Origin of the sequence: Streptomyces sp. NPDC101178 (genome assembly GCF_044767965.1) — a bacterium.
GTDB lineage: Bacteria > Actinomycetota > Actinomycetes > Streptomycetales > Streptomycetaceae > Streptomyces.
This window is the reverse complement of sequence record NZ_JBIWOZ010000008.1, coordinates 359,652-375,114: the sequence shown is the minus strand read 5'-3', so window position 1 is coordinate 375,114 and position 15,463 is coordinate 359,652. Positions and strand designations below refer to the sequence as shown.

Sequence of the window (15,463 nt, the reverse complement as noted above, 5' to 3'; positions counted from 1 at the left end):
GCAAGGAGACCACACGATGCTGCCCTGGTTCCGTGCTGCGCGCGTTCCCCGCACGCGCAGCGTTTTCGCCGCCTTCCTCCTGGCCGTCACCCTTCTCGTCGCCCCCACGGCGACAGCGACGGCGGCCCCCAGCGCCGCGGCGGCCACCTCACGTGGCTGGAACGACTACTCCTGCAAGCCCTCCGCCGCCCACCCCCGCCCCGTCGTCCTGGTCCACGGAACCTTCGGGAACTCGATCGACAACTGGCTGGTCCTCGCCCCCTACCTGGTCAACCGGGGCTACTGCGTCTTCTCCCTCGACTACGGCCAGCTCCCTGGCGTGCCGTTCTTCCACGGCCTCGGCCCCGTCGACAAGTCCGCCGAACAGCTCGACGTCTTCGTCGACAAGGTGCTCGCCTCCACCGGAGCGCCGAAGGCCGACATCGTCGGCCACTCCCAGGGCGGCATGATGCCGAACTACTACCTGAAGTTCCTGGGCGGCGCCGCCAAGGTCAACGCCCTGATCGGCCTCGCCCCGAGCAACCACGGCACCACCCTGCTCGGCCTCACCAAGCTGCTGCCGTACTTCCCCGGCGTCGAGAAGTTCATCAACGACAAGACCCCCGGCCTCGCCGACCAGGTCGTCGGCTCGCCCTTCATCACCAAGCTCACGGCGGGCGGCGACACCGTACCCGGCGTCCGCTACACCGTCATCGCCACCAAGTACGACCAGGTGGTGACCCCGTACCGCACGCAGTACCTGGACGGACCGAACGTACGCAACGTCCTGCTCCAGGACCTGTGCCCGCTGGACCTGTCCGAGCACGTGGCGATCGGGACCATCGCCCGGATCGCCTTCCACGAGGTGGCGAACGCCCTTGACCCGGCGCGCGCGACCCCGACCACCTGCTCCTCGGTCATCGGCTGACGCGCGGCGTGCGAAGCGCACGGGCCGAGGTCGCTGTCCGGTGGGGGCGGACAACGACCTCGGCCCGTGTTCATGCCGTACGGCGTGGGTCAGCGGCTGTGGCGACCGGTGGAGGCGGTGGCCCGGCGGCGCTGCGAGGAGAACAACACGGCGGCGCCGACGGCGAGTACGGCGGCCCCGCCCATCGCGAGATACGTGCTGCTGCTCGACCCACCGGTCTCGGCGAGCACGTCCTCCTGCCCGGCGGCATTGGCCTGCGGCGCGTTGCCCTCGCCGGCGGTCTTGGGCGCAGCCTCAGCCTCAGGCTCGGCGGCCGGAGCGGCGGCGTTGACCTTGGCTCCGGTGTTCGCGTCGTCGTCACCGTGCCCGTTGTGCTCGACGGAGGACTTCTCGGCGCCTTCGGTGATGGCGTCCTCGGAGGGGGCGGAGGGGGCGGGCGCGGGAGCACTCTCCTGCGGCTTCGGCGCCTCACCCGCAGGCTTTTCCTCCGGCGCATAGCCACCACCGGCACCGCCCGACCCGCCGCCGAAGACCACGTCGGAGCAGGCGTAGAAGGCCTCGGGGGAGTCGGAGCGCTGCCACACCGTGTAGATCAGCTGCCGCCCCGTCGCGTCCGGGACGGTCCCGTCGAAAACGTACGAACCGTCCACCAGCGCCGGGTCGGTGGCCTGGGCGAAGGGCTTCGCCTCCAGGTCCGACCAGGCCAGCGGCTTCGTCGGGTCGTAGCCCGGCTTGGTGAGGTACAGCTCGAAGGAGCCCTTGTGCGGGGCAGTGGCCCGGAACTTGAAGGTGTGCTTGCCCGCCTTCACGGGCGAGGCCGGCCAGTCGGCGCGCGGCAGGTCGAGCCCCTTGAACTTGTCGTTGGCCGCACTGCACAGCTTGCCGTCCGGGATCAGCTCACGGTGCTTGCCGGCCGCGTTGGCGATGTTCACGCCGTTCCAGTCGTACAGCGCCTGCGTCCCGCCGGCCGCGACCGCCGCCTTGCACGCCGCCGACACCGGGCTCTCCGGCCCCTCCGCGAAGCACGCGGACACCCGGCTCACCGGGTCGGTGAGCGAACCGTGGGCCAGCGCCGGAGTGGCGGTCAGCCCGGCCAGCGCGAACGGTGCGAAGCCGAGGGTGAGGATTCCGGCGGCCTTGCGACGAGCGGTCATGGAGGGTTCTCCTTCAAAGCGGCACAACGGTGGGGCGCCAGGTCTTCGATCCGTCCCGGCGATCAGCAAGCTAGCCGCTCGGAAAGGCCAAAAAGCCTGCTGGGACGGGGTGGAGGAGATCCTTATGGCCGCTTTAAGGAGAGGCTAAGAAGGCGCTGAGGTGGAGGGCTGCTCAGGAGCTGGCAGAGGACGCGGGCGCCCGGACGGAACCTACGGGAGCTCCTTCCGCATCCACGTGCACATCGTTTCGTGGCGGTGCAACGACCCGTCAGGGGCTTGCGCGCGCCAGGAGTCCGGACGGCGGTCGTACGCGGTATAGTCCAGCCGCTCGTACAGCGCACGCGCCCGGGTATTGTTTTCCTCCACGGCCAGTCAGGACCTCCGGTGAGTCGGCTTCCACCCTGATCACACGGGGCTCAAAGCTGTTTTACCGGCCCGCGAACCCGGCCGCCGCTGCTGTCGTCTGCCGGTGGTGCGCCTTGAGCGCGGGTGTACGGGCTCACGCCGGTGGCGCAGGTCAACGGCGTGCGAGGGCCTGGGAGTTCACCCGATCCACCGGTACCGCCGCTCCGGCCGCCCCGTCCCCCCGTAGCGCAGCGTCACCTCCGCCCGCCCCGTACCCACGAAGTGTTCCAGGTACCGCCGTGCGCTCACCCGGGACAGGGCGCCCGCCTCCGCGCACTCCGAGGCGGACAGGCCCTCCGGGCGGGCGCGCAGGGTGCGTTCGACCAGGTCCGCCGTGGGGGCGGCCAGGCCCTTGGGGAGTTCGCGGGAGCCGGGTGGGCGGGTGCCGAAGATCTGGTCCACGTCCTCCTGGCGCGCCTCGCCCAGTTCGTCCAGGCGGGTGCGGAGCGCGGCCACGTGGCGCAGTTGCTCCTGGAGGGCGGGCCGGCTGAACGGCTTGATCAGGTAGTGCAGGGCCCCGGCCCGCAGCGCCGCCCGGATCACGCCCGCGTCCCTCGCCGCCGTGATGAACAGGGCGTCCGTGCTGGGGCGTGAGGTGTCCCGCTCCTCCGCCGCGCGCAGGGCCCGCAGGACGTCGATCCCGTCCATGTCCGGCAAGTAGATGTCCAGCAGCACCAGGTCGGGGCGCAGCCGCTCGGCCGCCCGCAAGGCCTCGGCACCGTTGTGTGCCACCCCGGCCACCGTGAAACCGTCCATTGCGGACACATAGCGGCTGTGCAGTTTCGCGACCATGAAGTCGTCGTCCACCACCAGCACCGTTGTCACGCCGCCACGCTAAGCCGCGACCGCAACGACCACAACGTCCGTTGATTCCGGAAGAGAGACAGGTTCTTAACGCGCGGGCAACATGTGGGCCACTTCACAGCGAAAGGTGGAACCCGTGCGACTGCGCACCCCCATCGCCCTGCTCGGAGCCGCACTGCTCGTGCTGGTGGGGCCACCCCTGCTCGCCACCGGCGACGGCTCCGACACCGGCACCCAGATCCCCGGGCTCCGCTTCATGGTCCCCAACACCCCCGGCGGCGGCTACGACATCACCGCCCGCACCATGGCCAAGAACGCCGAGGACGCCGGACTCACCCACAACATTGAGGTGTTCAACCTCCCCGGCGCGGGCGGCACGGTCGGCCTCACCCGGCTCGTCGGCGAACACGGCAACGGCAAGCTCGCCCTCTCCATGGGCCTCGGTGTCGTCGGCGCCGTCCACACCAACAACTCCCCGAGCACCCTCGCCGACACCACCCCCATCGCCCGGCTCACCGAGGAGCCGGACATCGTCGTCGTCGGTAAGGACTCCCCGTACCGCACCATCGGTGAGCTTCTCGCCGCCTGGAAGAAGAACCCGGCCGCCGTGCCGGTCGGCGGTGGCTCCTCGCCCGGCGGGCCCGACCACCTCGCCCCCATGCTCATGGCGCAGGCCGCCGGGATCGCCCCGAAAGCGGTCAACTACGTCCCGTTCGACGGCGGCGGCGAGCTGCTGGCCTCCGTCCTCGGCAACAAGGTCGGCTTCGGCGTCTCCGGCCTCGGCGAGTACCGCGACCAGATCGAGGCGGGCGAGCTGCGGCTGCTCGCCGTCACCGGCCCGAAGCGGGTCCCCGGCATGGACGCGCCCACCCTGCGTGAGGCCGGACTCGACACCGAGTTCACCAACTGGCGCGGCATCGTCGCCCCGCCCGGCCTCTCCGACGCCGAACGCACCAAGCTCATCGGCCTGGTCACCGAACTGCACGCGTCGAAGGAGTGGAAGGAGTCGAGGGAGAAGAACGGCTGGGACGACGCCTTCCTCGCCGGTGAGCCCTTCGGCGCCTTCCTCGCCGAACAGGACCGGCGCGTCGCCACCGTGCTGAAGGAGCTGGGGCTGTGACCACCGAACCGACAGGGCCCACGGGGCCGGCCGAGCCCACCAGGCCCACGGGGCCGGCCGAGCCCAGCAGGCCCACGGGGCCGGCCGAGCCCAGCGGCCTCACCCAGGAGCCCGCCCCGAAGCGGGACACCACCACCCGCTCCTGGCTGCGCGACCACTCCGAACTCGGCGTCTGCGTCCTCCTCCTCGCCATCGGCACCCTCGTCCTCACCGACGCCCTCACCATGAGCGTCGACATCGCCCAGCGCGGCCCCATCGGCCCCCGTACCGTCCCCTTCGTCGTCGGCTCGGCGCTCCTCCTGGTCGCCGTCCTCCTCGCCGTCGACGTCCTGCGCGGCGGGCGCGGCGAGGCCGAAGGCGGCGAGGACGTCGATCTGGACGAACCCGCCGACTGGCGCACCGTCCTCCTCCTGAGCGGCGTCTTCCTCGCCACCGCTGTCCTCATCGGCCCCCTCGGCTTCCCCGTAGCCGGAGCGCTCCTCTTCTGGGGCTCCGCCTACGCGCTCGGCAGCCGCCACCTCGACCGCGATCCGCTCATCGCCGCCGTCCTCTCCCTCGCCACCTACTTCCTCTTCGACCACCTGCTCGGCGTCCCCCTCCCGGGCGGCCCGCTGATGGGGGTGATCTGACCGATGGACTCCCTCAACTCCCTCATCGACGGGTTCGGTACGGCGCTCACGCCGGCCAACCTGCTCTGGGCCGCCCTCGGCGTCCTGCTCGGCACCGCGATCGGCGTGCTGCCCGGCATCGGGCCCGCCATGGCGGTGGCGCTGCTGCTCCCGGTGACGTACGGACTCGACCCGACCGGCGCGTTCATCATGTTCGCCGGGATCTACTACGGCGCGATGTTCGGCGGCTCCACCACCTCGATCCTCCTCAACACCCCCGGTGAGAGCGCCGCCGTGGTCGCCGCGATCGAGGGCAACCCGATGGCGAAGGCCGGACGCGGCGCGCAGGCGCTGGCCGCCGCTGCCATCGGCCACTTCGCGGGCGGCATGATCGGCACGATCCTGCTGGTCGTCCTCGCTCCGACGGTCGCCTCGCTCGCCATCGGCATCGGAGCGCCCGACTACTTCGCGATCATGGTGCTGGCCTTCATCGCCGTCACCTCCGTCCTCGGCGCCTCCCGCATCCGGGGACTGGCCTCCCTGCTCATCGGTCTGACCATCGGACTGGTCGGCCTGGACCAGATGACCGGACAGCAGCGCCTCACCTTCGGCTCGCTCCAACTCGCCGACGGGGTCGACGTGGTGATCGTCGCGGTCGGCCTCTTCGCCATCGGCGAGGCCCTCTGGGTAGCCGCCCACCTGCGCCGCTCCACCGGCGAGGCGATCCCCGTCGGCCGCCCCTGGCTCGGCCGGGACGACCTCCGCCGCACCTGGAAGCCCTGGCTGCGCGGCCCGCTCATCGGCTTCCCGTTCGGGGCGATACCGGCGGGCGGCGCGGAGATCCCCACCTTCCTCAGTTACGTCGCCGAGAAGCGGCTCTCCAAGCACCGCGGCCAGTTCGGCAAAGGGGCCATCGAAGGCGTCGCGGGACCGGAGTCGGCGGCCTCCGCCTCCGCCGCCGGAACGCTCGTCTCCATGCTCACCCTCGGCCTGCCCACCACCGCCGTCGCGGCCGTGATGCTCGCCGCCTTCCAGCAGTACGGGATCCAGCCCGGGCCCCTGCTGTTCGAACGCGAACCCGAGCTGGTCTGGGGCCTCATCGCCTCGCTCTTCGTCGGCATGGTGCTGCTGCTCACCCTCAACCTGCCCCTCGCCCCCGTCTGGGCCAAGCTCCTGCGCATCCCGCGCCCCTACCTCTACGCGGGCATCCTCTTCTTCGCCGCCGTCGGCGCGTACGCGGTCGGCGGAGAGTCCCTGGACCTGGTGATCCTTCTGGTCATCGGCCTGCTCGGGCTCGGGATGCGGCGGTACGGACTGCCGGTGCTCCCCGCCGTCATCGGCGTCATCCTCGGCCCGGCCGCCGAGCAGCAGCTGCGCCGCGCGCTCCAGATCAGCGACGGCGGCGTGTCCGGACTCGTCAACACCCCGTTCTCCGTCACCGTCTACGCGATCGTGGCGCTGATCCTCGCCTGGCCGCTGGTGTACCGGCTGACCGTCGTGCGGCGGCGGAACGGCTGCAAGGAGAAGGAGGAAACCGGCACTGTCAGTGGTGGCTGAGAGTATCGATGGCATGACGACGATCGACTGGGACGCGGCGGCCGGATCCTTCGACGAGGAGCCCGACCACGGGCTTCTCGACCCGGCCGTGCGTGACGCGTGGGCCGGGCGGCTGGAGAGCTGGCTGCCCGCCACCCGCGGTGACGTGCTGGATCTGGGATGCGGTACGGGGAGCCTCTCCCTGCTCGCCGCCGGCCAGGGGCACCGCGTCACCGCCGTGGACCGCTCGCCGCGGATGGCCGAGCTGGCCCGCGCCAAGCTCGCCGGGACCGGCGCCGAGGTCCTGGTCGGGGACGCGGGCCTGCCGCCGGTGGGGGAGCGGGCGTTCGACGTGATCCTGGCCCGGCACGTCGTCTGGCTGCTGCCCGACCCGGCGGCCGCCCTGGCCCACTGGTTCGGGCTGCTGAAGCCGGGCGGGCGGCTGGTCCTGATCGAAGGCGTGTGGGGCGGTGTCGGGCTCTCCGCCGAGCGGATCACGGCCCTGCTCGCCCCGCACACCGAGCGCGTCCACCACGAGGACCTGGCCGGTGACGCGCGGCTGTGGGGCAAGGAGGTCGACGACGAGCGATACGCCCTGGTGGCCCGCGCCGAGCCGCCTCACCGGCACACGGAGGTCGTCGACGTCCACCTGATCCTGCGCCGGGGCCCGGACGTCCTGCTCGCCCGCCGCGCCGGCACGGGCTACGCGGACGGGCTGCTGCACACGCCCTCCGGCCACGCGGAGGACGGGGAGGACGTCCGCGAGGCGGTGATCCGGGAGGCCGCGGAGGAGATCGGTGTCGTCCTGGATCCCGACGAGGTGCGGGTCGCGCTCGTGATGCAGCACCGGGGACCCGGCGGCGGGGCGCGGATGGGCTGGTTCTTCGTCGCGGAGTACGACGCGGAGCACCCGCCGCGCAACGCGGAGCCGGAGAAGTGCTCCGAGCTGGACTGGTTTCCGCTGGACGCCCTGCCGGACGACATGGTCGCGTACTGCCGTGCGGGCCTGGACGGTTACCGGGCGGGCGAGCACTTCATGATCCACTGGCACGAGGACGGCGACCCGATCGCCCACCGGCCGGACGGCCCCCGCCGGGCCGTGGCACTCCCGCCCGCCGCCGAGCGGACCGGCCGGGTGCACCACATCGAGCTGTGGGTGCCCGACCTCGCGGGCGCGGAGCGCCGGTGGGGCTGGCTGCTGACCCGGCTCGGCCATCTCCCGTACCAGCGCTGGGCGAGCGGCCGCAGCTGGCGGCGCGGCGAGAGTCACGTGGTCGTGGAGGCGTCGCCCGACCTCTCCGCCGACCACCACGACCGCCGCCGCCCCGGCCTCCACCACCTGGCGTTCCACGTCGCGGACCGGGCCACGCTGGACGCCCTGACGGCCGAGGCGCCGTCGTACGGCTGGCGGTTGCTGCACCCCGAGCGCCACCCGTACGCCGGGGGTGGCGGCCACTGCGCCGCCCATCTGGAGGACGAGGCGGGATACGAGGTGGAGTTGGTCGTGACGTCGGAGCCGCGGCCCTGAAACCCGAGCCCTGGCCCTGAAGCGGTGAGGCGTGCGTCAGGCCAGCAGGCCCGCCAGACCCTCGCGCCGGGCCAGCTCCTCCAGCTCGTCCAAGGCCGCGGCCGCCGACCCGGCCGCCCCGGGGTCGCGTGCGGCCAGGCCGCTCGCCTCGAACTCGTCCTCGTCCAGTCGCAGTACGGAGGAGCCGTCCGCCGAGACCCACAGGTCCAGGTCCAGGTCCTCGACCGCCAGCACCCCGTCGGCCAGGACGGCGGGCCGGGTGATGTCGCAGTACCAGCCCTTCAGCCCGCCGTCACCGGTGCGGACCTCCTTCACCGCGAACCACCGGTCCCGCCAGTAGTGCTCGGTGAGGACATCGCCCGGCTCGAACCGTACGAAGCCGAAGTCCCGGACTCCCGGCGCGGCCCACGGCGCCCGGACCGTGACCCGGATGCCGTCGTCGCGGACCAGCTCCGCCGGATACCTGATCTTCGTGCGGCCGGCCTTGGTCAGGGCCACGACCACGCCCCTGGACCGGGGCGCACGGGACTCAGCCGAGAGTGCGGGCATGGCGGACCTCCGTGGCGCGGACCGTGTAGCCGAACCACTTGTTGATGGCGAGCATCGGGTCGTTGCCCGTGTCGTTGGCGGTGTAGGCGTCCGTGTATCCGGCCGCCCGCGCCCGGTGCAGCGAGTCGTTCTTCGCCAGCTGGGCCAGGCCCCGGCCCCGGAAGGCCCGCAGCGTGCCGGTCATGTTGCTGGAGTACGTCCGGTGCCCGTCGGTGCCGGCCGCGCTGAACGCCGCCACCTGACCGTCCACCAGGACCACCGTGGTCAGGGCGGCGTCGAAGGTCGGGTGGCGCCAGACGGTCGCCAGCCAGTCCTCGTAGTCGTCCAGCTCGGTGGGGATGTCGCTCGGCTCGTCCAGGGTCACCTGGGCGTCCGCGTCGAAGAGCGGCCGCGGATCGTCGGCGAAGTCGGAACCCCGCCTCAGCTCGACGCCCGCCGTGACCTCCGGAAGCGGCGGCAGCACTCCGTTCACCAGGTCCAGGTGCTGGAAGTGCGCGGAGCGGCCCGGCCGGTAGCCCCGGCCGCGCGCGAACTCCAGGCTCTCCGGCGTCTCCAGCACCCAGGCGTGCACGACCGTGGCCCCCGCCTGCGCCAGATGCTCCTCCGCCGTGCTCAGCAGCAGAGAGCCCGCCCCGTGGCCGGTGTGGCCGGGGAGGACGTGCGGGGTGCAGAAGCCCTGACCCGGCTCCGGACTGTCGTGGGCGATACCGGCCTGCGCGGTGCCGATGATCTCGCCGTCCCGCTCCGCCACCAGCAGCCGGTAGTGCCGGTCCGGATGGGCGTGCGCCAGATCGTGGGTGATCTGCTCGGGGGTGGACACCAGATAGGGGACGGCCGCGCGCCGGACGCGGGTCCACGCCTCCGCGTCGGATGGCCGGAAGTCGCGCACGATGACTGTCATGCGGCGGAGGTTACGCGCGACCGCGCCGCGACCGCCTCCCCTTTTTCCCGCTGTGAGACCGCCCCTGAGACCGCCCGTGAGGGAGAATCGGCGGGTGACTGAGAAGATCGTCCTGGACCCGGACTCCGGCATCGCCCCGTACGAGCAACTGCGTACCCAGCTCTCCGAACTGGCCCGTTCCGGCGCGCTGCCCGTCGGCCACCGGCTCCCGACCGTACGCGGCTTCGCCGAGGAGCTGGGCCTCGCCGCCAACACCGTGGCCAAGGCCTACCGCGCGCTGGAGGCCGACGGCGTGATCGAGACCCGCGGCCGGAACGGGACCTTCGTCGCCGCCGCCGGAGACGCGGCCGAGCAGAAGGCGGCGACCGCCGCACAGCTGTACGCCGAGACCGCCGAGCGACTCGGCCTCACCCGGCAACAGGCCCTGGCCCTGGCCAAGGACGCGGTGCGGGTGGCGTACGGGGACTGAGCCCGCCGCCCGTCCCCGTACCGGCTGCGATCGCGTACCGCCTACAAATACAGCCCCGCGTCCGCCCCCGCGTCCTGCTTCGGCACCGACGCGGGGCCGATACCCCGGCGCAGCGCGTACAGCTCCGCGAGCGAGCTGCCCTCCCTGCCCACGCCCTCCTCCGTGCCCAGCCAGGCCACCGACTCCGAGCGGGTCAGCGGGCCCACCTCGATCCGGGCCAGGCAGCGGCCCGGCCGGACGACCGCCGGGTGCAGCCGCTCCAGGTCCTCGTTGGTGGTGACGCCCACCAGCACGTTCCGGCCCTGGCCGAGCAGACCGTCCGTCAGGTTCAGCAGCCGGGACAGCGCCTGGCCCGCGGTGTGCTTGGCCTCGCCGCGGATCAGCTCGTCGCAGTCCTCCAGGAGCAGCAGCCGCCACCGGCCCTTCGCCGTGCCGTCGTCCTCGCCGATCGCGATGTCCATCAGATAGCCGACGTCGTTGAAGAGCCGCTCCGGGTCGAGTACGCAGTCGACCTGGCACCAGTCGCGCCAGGACCGGGCCAGCGTGCGCAGCGCGGAGGTCTTGCCGGTGCCGGGCGGCCCGTGCAGCAGGAGCAGCCGGCCCGCGATGTCGTCCGGGGTCACCTTCATCAGCCGGTCCATGGCATCGGCCACCGGCGCGGTGTAGTTGGGCCGGACCTCGTCCCAGCTTCCGGCGGCGATCTGCCGGGTGGTGCGGTACGGGCCGCGGCGCGGCGAGACGTACCAGAAGCCCATGGTCACGTTGTCCGGCTGCGGCTCCGGCTCGTCCCGCGCACCGTCGGTCGCCTGCCCGAGGACCTTCTCCGCCAGCTCGGCGGTGGTCGCGGTGACCGTGACGTCCGCGCCCCGGCTCCACCGCGAGATCAGCAGGGTCCAGCCGTCGCCCTCGGCCAGCGTGGCGCTGCGGTCGTCGTCGCGGGCGGACCTCAGCACCGAGGCGTGCGGCGGCAGCAGGGTCGCTCCGGCCTTGACCCGGTCGAGGGAGGAGCTGTGGGAATACGGCTGCTCGCCCGTCGCGAAGCGGCCGAGGAAGAGCGCGTCGACGACGTCGGACGGGGAGTCGCTGTCGTCGACGGTGAGCCGGATCGGCAGAGCGGACTCGGGGTTGGCAGACATGGCGCCCATGATCCGGCACGGCGCCACCCCACGCACTCAGGTTTCACCGGCGCGTCAAGGCGCGCGCGTTGAACTCCGGACGGCGGACGGAAGCACTCGTCACCTATTTTTGGCATGAACACTTCCGGCAAGCCGGGTGCGCTGCTACTACGGAGTAACGCAGTTACCCCTGCTCAAGGAGTCCCCCATGAAAATGTCCAGACTCGTGGCGTTCTCGTCCTCGCTCCTGCTCGGTGCCGCCCTCGCCCTGACCGGTGCGGGGATCGCCAACGCCGACTCCTCCGCCCAAGCCGTCGACTACGTGGCCCTCGGCGACTCGTACTCCTCCGGCGTCGGCGCCGGCAGCTACGAGAGCGCCAGCGGCGACTGCAAGCGCAGCACCCGCGCCTTCCCCCGGCTCTGGGCCAACGCCAACTCCCCCTCCAGCTTCGCCTTCACCGCCTGCTCCGGCGCCCGGACCAACGACGTCACGAGCAGTCAGCTCGGACCGCTCAACGCCTCCACCGACCTGGTCTCGATCTCCATCGGCGGCAACGACGCGGGCTTCGCCGACGTCATGACGACCTGTGTCCTGCAGTCCGAGGCCACCTGCCTCAACCGCATCGCCACCGCCCGCGCCTACGTCGACTCGACCCTGCCCGCCCGGCTCGACTCCGTCTACTCCGCCATCAAGGCCAAGGCCCCCTCCGCCCGCGTCGTCGTGCTCGGCTACCCCCGCTTCTACCAGCTCAGCGGCAACTGTGTGGCCGGCCTCAGCGAGCGGGAGCGCACCGCCATCAACGGCGCCTCCGACCACCTCAACGCCGCCACCGCCAAGCGCGCCGCCGACCACGGATTCACCTTCGGTGACGTCAGGACGACCTTCACCGGACACGAGATCTGCTCGGGCAACGCCTGGTTGCACAGCGTGAACTGGCTCAACATCGGCGAGTCCTACCACCCCACCGCCGCCGGACAGTCGGGCGGATATCTGCCGGTCTTCAAGTCGGCTGCCTGAAAAGTGAGTTGAACGGCGAACCAGCTTGCCGGGCGGGAGGGTCCCGGGCGTCGGGACCTCCCGCTCCGTCGAACAATCCATCCGAACTGTCCGAAGTCGCCCGGGAATCGGGCGGATTCGGTAACTGGTCGTCAACCTCCGTATAGGTGTGCTCGTCCCGCAGACGGGATACCCGTGTGTCACCGTGGGGCGATAGGGTTAACCTGCCCGGACCGGGTGCCCTCGTACGGGTGGGGAGTGACATGGAACAGATAACGGTGCGGAGCAGGCCGCGGGTGCCTGCCATCACATGCGGAAGCGGTGCGACCAGTACGCGCCTCGACCGCCATCTCGCGGTGCTCGGCGGCCCTGTCGTCCCGCAGCGCGAGTCGGCGGAAGCGACGCTGCTGATGCGCGAGCTGACCTCGCGTGACGCCGCGCACACCCGCCGGAGCAGGAGCGCCCGTGTGTCGCTCTTCGCCCCGCTGCGGCGACTGCGGCGTTCGCTCTTCGGCAGCCGCCACTGACCGACGCCACGTCGACCACGGGGCCGGCCCACCGCTCGGGGCGGCCCTACCGTTCGTGCGCCCCGCTGTTCGGCGTGGCTCAGGCGATCACTCCGTCCCGGCGCAGCGCCGATGTCTGCTCGTCCGTCATCCCCAGGGCTCGCAGCAGCGCATCGGTGTGCTCACCCAGCGCAGGTACGGCACCCATCGAGGGTTCCGGGCCGCCCGGCAGCGTGATCGGCGGCAGCAGCGCCCGCAGCGGCCCCACCGGTGACTCCACTTCCCGCCACCGGTCCCGCGCCGCCAGCTGCGGGTGCGCCGCCACGCCGGCCACCGTGTTCAGCCGGGCACACGCGATCCCCGCCGCGTCCAGCGCGTCCAGCGCCTCCTGACCCGTCAGCCGCGCCAGCGCCCGCCCCACCACCTCGTCGGTCCGCCTCCGGTTGGCGGTGCGCGCGGTGTTCGTCGCGAAGTCCGGATCGTCGGCCAACTCCGGCCGTACGAGCACCTGTTCGGCCAGACGCCGCCACTCCCGGTCGTTCTGCACGGAGAGCAGCACCTGTTCACCGTCGGCCGTGCCGTACGCGTCGTACGGAGCGATCACCGAGTGCGCGAGGCCCGTGCGAGGCGGAGTGGCGGACCCGTGCATCCCCTGGTGCAGCGGATGGCCCATCCACTCGGCCAGCGCGTCCAGCATGGAGACCTGCACCGGCCCGCCGCGACCGGTCGTCCCGCGCCGCAGCAGCGCCGCCAGCACCCCGGAGAACGCGTACATGGCCGCCGCGATGTCCGCCGCCGGGATGCCCGCCTTCACCGGCTGCCCGGCGGTCCCGGTGACCGAGACCAGGCCCGCCTCGCACTGCACGAGCATGTCGTAGGCCCGCTTGTGCGCGTACGGTCCGCTCTCCCCGTACCCGGAGATGTCCACGGCCACCAGCCGCGGGTGCGCCGCGCAGAGCGTGGCGGCGTCCAGCCCGAGCCGGGCCGCCGCGCCCTGGGCCAGATTCTGTACGAACACATCGGCACCGGCGACGAGCTCACGCACCACCGCCAGACCGCGCGGGTCCTTCAGGTCGACGGCGAGCGACTTCTTGCCGCGGTTGCACCAGACGAAGTGCGAGGCGAGTCCGCGGGCCGCCGTGTCGTAGCCGCGCGCGAAGTCACCGCCGTCCGGGCGCTCCACCTTGATCACCCTGGCCCCGAGGTCGGCGAGCTGACGGGTGGCGAAGGGGGCGGCGACGGCCTGTTCGACGGCCACCACGGTGATGCCGTCGAGGGGGAGGGGCTGAGTGCTCATGGGCCGTGCTTACCCTGCCGACCGGCCCTTTCGCCACCTTCGGCCCTCACAGCAGCGCGAACTGCCCCTCCGGCCCCTCCTCCTGGTGGCCGAGGACCGAGGCGGGCCGCCGTGCGGAGGCCGGGACCGGCAGCACGCCGGCCGCCCGCAGCTCGCCCCGGGAGATCAGCGGTGCCTGCTCCAGCCGGGCCCGCAACGCCGCCTGCCGGGGCCGCAGACCGTCCAGGAGGGCCAGTACGGTGATGAGCTCCAGCAGCTCCGAGGTCCACTCCGGGATCCACCCGCGCGCCCCGACCGCGTCCAGCCCGCCCCCCTCGGGCCCGTCCCCGGACGCCTCTTCGGGCACCGCGCCCACCGCGGCCGCCGCCCGGCGCCCGAACCAGAGCTCCACCACCCGTACCCCGCTCACCGTGAACTCCCAGGCCCCCGCGGGCACCGGCGAGATCCGGCCGTCGCCGACGACCAGCGCCTCGTCCTCCGCGTCGTACGCGATCCCGGTGGGCCGGGCCGGAAGCGCCGCCCGCACGTAAGGCCTGCGCCCGCCCGGCAGCCGGGGCCGCTCGCCGTCCCGGGCCCCGCGCAGGTGCAGCCGTACCAGCTCCCGGCCGAGCTCCACCCCGGCCGCCCACACCTCGGCGTCGGCGGGCAGCGGGACCCGGCAGCCGGACGGGGAGGGCAGGGCGGCGGCGAGGATCCAGGCCAGTACGGACTCGGGGTCGGCCGCCTCCGGCCCCAGCCGCGCACGCAGGACGTCCAGCAGGCCCGGTGCCAGGTTCGGGTCGGTGGCGCCGGGGCGCCGGTACAGCGGCCGGATCCGGCCCGGACGTCCGGCGGGGGAGTGGCCGTCGGGGAGCAGGTGGGTCACGGAGAGGGCGGGCCCGGCGGTGGTCTGGGGCACGTGACCGTGCTCGACCGCGAAGAGCTGCCGCTCGTCGCCCACCCGCCACAGCTCCGGCCGGGCCGCGTCGATCAGCCGGTGGTCGGGGAGCAGCCACTGCTCGTCGAACGGGCCGTGCGCGATCCGTACGGGGTCGGGGCAGGCGCCCGGTTCGCGGGCGAAGCGGCCGGTGCCGGTGGTGGTCCCGGCGCTGCTCCCGCTGGTGGACCGGCCGGGCAGTGCGGCGACCGGCGTGTGCGGCGTACGGGAGCGGCTCGGGCGGAACAGCCGCTCCTGCTCGGCGCCTTCGGCGGCGGCGAGGCGCTCCCAACGGGCCCGGAGTGCGGCGGGATCGGGACCGCTCACCCAGGTGCGGCCGGTTCGCAGCGGCCGCACCGACCACGGCATCAGCTCGTCCAGCTCCACGGACGCCGTGTCCTCGCCCGATCCGGACGCCGTCGCCGCTGCCGTCCCGCGCGCTGCCACCGAGCCGTCCTCCCCTGTCCGCTGCCCTTGCCTCGGCCGGCCCTGTCCGCCGTGACCCGTTCGCATCGTAACGGCGGAGACGGGCGCCCCGTAGGGGCGGTCCCAGGGCCTGTCGTGAAACATCCCCCCCCGCCCCGGCGGGGGGCGGTTGTAGCCCCGGCCCACGTGGGGCGCCACCGCCCCGCGAACGAGAACCCGGGCGCC

15 protein-coding genes and 1 pseudogene are annotated in these 15,463 nt (G+C 72.8%); 8 read left to right on the top strand and 8 right to left on the bottom strand.

Translation table 11 applies throughout. The annotated features are described in order from the left end of the window. Positions 1-16: 16 nt before the first annotated feature. The gene (locus tag ACIRR8_RS24195; protein ID WP_404068366.1) at positions 17-907 is read left to right on the top strand and encodes an esterase/lipase family protein; all 891 of its coding nucleotides are present in this window, start codon (positions 17-19) and stop codon (positions 905-907) included. A gap of 89 nt (positions 908-996) precedes the next feature. Here ACIRR8_RS24195 and ACIRR8_RS24190 read toward each other — a convergent pair whose 3' ends face one another. The 3 genes and pseudogenes from ACIRR8_RS24190 to ACIRR8_RS24180 form a co-directional block, all read right to left on the bottom strand. Further along, the gene (locus ACIRR8_RS24190) at positions 997-2,061 is read right to left on the bottom strand and encodes a lytic polysaccharide monooxygenase (protein WP_404068363.1); all 1,065 of its coding nucleotides are present in this window, start codon (positions 2,059-2,061) and stop codon (positions 997-999) included. A gap of 210 nt (positions 2,062-2,271) precedes the next feature. Further along, positions 2,272-2,433: pseudogene (locus ACIRR8_RS24185) on the bottom strand (GNAT family N-acetyltransferase); the annotation flags it as partial. A 171-nt stretch (positions 2,434-2,604) separates the two neighbouring features. Further along, positions 2,605-3,258, bottom strand: a complete 654-nt coding sequence (locus tag ACIRR8_RS24180; RefSeq protein ID WP_404068585.1) for a response regulator — start codon at positions 3,256-3,258, stop codon at positions 2,605-2,607. Between the two features lie 148 nt (positions 3,259-3,406). On the opposite strand from ACIRR8_RS24180, the gene ACIRR8_RS24175 reads away from it, so the two are divergent. Genes ACIRR8_RS24175 through ACIRR8_RS24160 form a run of 4 tightly spaced genes read left to right on the top strand, consistent with a single transcriptional unit; the run spans position 3,407 to position 8,062 of the window. Then, complete coding sequence (locus ACIRR8_RS24175) at positions 3,407-4,390, top strand: Bug family tripartite tricarboxylate transporter substrate binding protein (protein WP_404068361.1); 984 nt, start codon at positions 3,407-3,409, stop codon at positions 4,388-4,390. After that, a complete protein-coding gene (locus ACIRR8_RS24170; RefSeq protein ID WP_404068358.1) occupies positions 4,387-5,019 on the top strand; it encodes a tripartite tricarboxylate transporter TctB family protein in 633 nt (210 codons plus the stop codon). The genes ACIRR8_RS24175 and ACIRR8_RS24170 overlap by 4 nt, the downstream gene beginning before the upstream one ends. Positions 5,020-5,022: 3 nt before the next feature. After that, positions 5,023-6,555, top strand: coding sequence for a tripartite tricarboxylate transporter permease (locus ACIRR8_RS24165; protein WP_404068355.1), 1,533 nt, complete (start codon positions 5,023-5,025; stop codon positions 6,553-6,555). Between the two features lie 13 nt (positions 6,556-6,568). Continuing rightward, positions 6,569-8,062, top strand: coding sequence for a trifunctional class I SAM-dependent methyltransferase/NUDIX hydrolase/VOC family protein (locus ACIRR8_RS24160; RefSeq protein WP_404068352.1), 1,494 nt, complete (start codon positions 6,569-6,571; stop codon positions 8,060-8,062). 36 nt (positions 8,063-8,098) lie between these two features. Here the strand turns inward: ACIRR8_RS24160 and ACIRR8_RS24155 are convergent, their stop codons facing one another. Together ACIRR8_RS24155 and ACIRR8_RS24150 are read right to left on the bottom strand one after the other, a co-directional pair. After that, positions 8,099-8,611 (bottom strand): DUF402 domain-containing protein, encoded by a 513-nt coding sequence (locus tag ACIRR8_RS24155; protein ID WP_404068350.1) that lies wholly within the window; start codon positions 8,609-8,611, stop codon positions 8,099-8,101. Continuing rightward, complete coding sequence (locus ACIRR8_RS24150) at positions 8,592-9,512, bottom strand: GNAT family N-acetyltransferase (RefSeq protein ID WP_404068347.1); 921 nt, start codon at positions 9,510-9,512, stop codon at positions 8,592-8,594. Before ACIRR8_RS24150 ends, ACIRR8_RS24155 begins: the two co-directional genes overlap by 20 nt. Before the next feature lie 94 nt (positions 9,513-9,606). Between ACIRR8_RS24150 and ACIRR8_RS24145 the strand changes: the two genes are divergently transcribed. After that, the gene (locus tag ACIRR8_RS24145; RefSeq protein ID WP_404068344.1) at positions 9,607-9,981 is read left to right on the top strand and encodes a GntR family transcriptional regulator; all 375 of its coding nucleotides are present in this window, start codon (positions 9,607-9,609) and stop codon (positions 9,979-9,981) included. Positions 9,982-10,022: 41 nt separating this feature from the next. Here the strand turns inward: ACIRR8_RS24145 and ACIRR8_RS24140 are convergent, their stop codons facing one another. Further along, the gene (locus ACIRR8_RS24140; protein WP_404068342.1) at positions 10,023-11,117 is read right to left on the bottom strand and encodes a DUF5925 domain-containing protein; all 1,095 of its coding nucleotides are present in this window, start codon (positions 11,115-11,117) and stop codon (positions 10,023-10,025) included. Positions 11,118-11,304: 187 nt separating this feature from the next. On the opposite strand from ACIRR8_RS24140, the gene ACIRR8_RS24135 reads away from it, so the two are divergent. Both ACIRR8_RS24135 and ACIRR8_RS24130 read left to right on the top strand, forming a co-directional pair. Continuing rightward, a complete protein-coding gene (locus ACIRR8_RS24135; protein WP_404068340.1) occupies positions 11,305-12,114 on the top strand; it encodes an SGNH/GDSL hydrolase family protein in 810 nt (269 codons plus the stop codon). Between the two features lie 242 nt (positions 12,115-12,356). Continuing rightward, the gene (locus ACIRR8_RS24130; protein ID WP_026242095.1) at positions 12,357-12,620 is read left to right on the top strand and encodes a hypothetical protein; all 264 of its coding nucleotides are present in this window, start codon (positions 12,357-12,359) and stop codon (positions 12,618-12,620) included. Between the two features lie 79 nt (positions 12,621-12,699). On the opposite strand, the gene ACIRR8_RS24125 is transcribed toward ACIRR8_RS24130, so the two are convergent. Together ACIRR8_RS24125 and ACIRR8_RS24120 are read right to left on the bottom strand one after the other, a co-directional pair. Next, positions 12,700-13,896, bottom strand: a complete 1,197-nt coding sequence (locus ACIRR8_RS24125) for a CaiB/BaiF CoA transferase family protein (RefSeq protein WP_404068337.1) — start codon at positions 13,894-13,896, stop codon at positions 12,700-12,702. A gap of 46 nt (positions 13,897-13,942) precedes the next feature. Further along, positions 13,943-15,259 (bottom strand): type ISP restriction/modification enzyme, encoded by a 1,317-nt coding sequence (locus ACIRR8_RS24120; protein WP_404068335.1) that lies wholly within the window; start codon positions 15,257-15,259, stop codon positions 13,943-13,945. Positions 15,260-15,463: the final 204 nt, after the last annotated feature.